The 1,335-nt window shown below is 75.4% G+C and carries 1 protein-coding gene; it reads left to right on the top strand.

Annotated elements, in window-relative coordinates:
- Window positions 1-1,041, top strand: a 1,041-nt coding sequence (locus tag ABEB16_RS19710) for an AAA family ATPase (protein ID WP_345713903.1), incomplete at its 5' end; no start/stop codon positions are given.
- Between the last annotated feature and the right edge of the window lie 294 nt (window positions 1,042-1,335).

Below are 1,335 nucleotides of genomic sequence, written 5' to 3'. Positions count from 1 at the left end.
CGCGCCGCGCAGGCCCAGGTCGCCGAGGAGGTGGGCGCCGGCGCCGGGCGCGCCCTGGTGGTGGTGGCCGCGTCGCTGGCGGAGGCCGCCCGGCTGCGGCAGGCCGCCGAGCAGGCGCGCACCGGGCTGGAGTCGGAGGTGAGCACCGCCCGCAAGCAGGTGCAGTCGCTGCGCGAGGAGCGCCAGCGGCTGGAGGACTCCCGGCACCGCGACGAGGTGGCCCGCGCCCAGCAGCGCTGGCGCATCGAGCAGCTGCAGGCCCGCGCGAGCGAGGAGCTGGGCCTGGACGCCGACGCCCTCGTCGCCGGGTTCGGCCCCGACCAGCCCGTCCCCCCGCCGCCGGGGGAGGACGAGGAGGGGCTGCTGCCGCGGCCGTACGTGCGCGCCGAGCAGGACAAGCGCCGCCGCGCCGCCGAGCGGGCGCTGGCGCAGCTGGGCACCGTCAACCCGCTGGCGCTGGAGGAGTTCGCCGCGCTGGAGGAGCGGCACTCCTTCCTCGTGGCCCAGTGCGACGACCTGCGCGCCTCGCGCAAGGACCTGCTGGACATCGTCAAGGAGGTCGACGAGCGGGTGGAGCAGGTGTTCTCCGCGGCCTTCGCCGACGTGGCGGCGCAGTTCGAGCAGGTCTTCGGGCGCCTCTTCCCCGGCGGGGAGGGCCGGCTGGTGCTCACCGACCCCTCCGACATGCTCGCCACGGGCATCGAGGTGGAGGCGCGCCCGGCGGGCAAGAAGGTCAAGCGCCTCTCGCTGCTGTCCGGTGGGGAGCGGTCGCTGACGGCGGTGGCGATGCTGGTGTCGATCTTCCGGGCCCGCCCCAGCCCGTTCTACGTGCTCGACGAGGTGGAGGCCGCCCTCGACGACACGAACCTGGGGCGGCTGCTCACCCTCTTCGAGGAGCTGCGCGAGTCCAGCCAGCTCATCGTCATCACCCACCAGAAGCGCACCATGGAGATCGCCGACGCGCTGTACGGGGTCACGATGCGCGGGGACGGGGTGACGACCGTGGTGAGCCAGCGGCTGCGGGAGGCCGCGCCGGCGTGACGGGGGGTCCGCGCGGTGTGGCGCCGCGTGCGGCTGCGGGCGTCCGGCCGGGGGCGGGGTTGTCACGAGCGGGCAACGGTCCGCGCGCCGACTGGCCCGGCCCCGCGGTCGGCTGCACAGTGAGCACGTGCTGATCGGAACTCTCGTCGTGACGCTGCTCGTCTGCCTCGGCCTGGCGCTTTCGGTCCTGTACGTCGTCGCCGCCCCGCACCTGCGCCGCAGCGACGACCACCGCGCCCGCTCCTCCAGGCTGCGCAGCGCCATCCACAGCGCGCTGTCCATGGTCTCGGCCTG

Origin of the sequence: Kineococcus glutinatus, from assembly GCF_039542765.1 — a bacterium.
GTDB classification, from domain to species: Bacteria; Actinomycetota; Actinomycetes; order Actinomycetales; family Kineococcaceae; genus Kineococcus_A; species Kineococcus_A glutinatus.
This window is presented reverse-complemented; position numbering and strand designations above follow the sequence as displayed.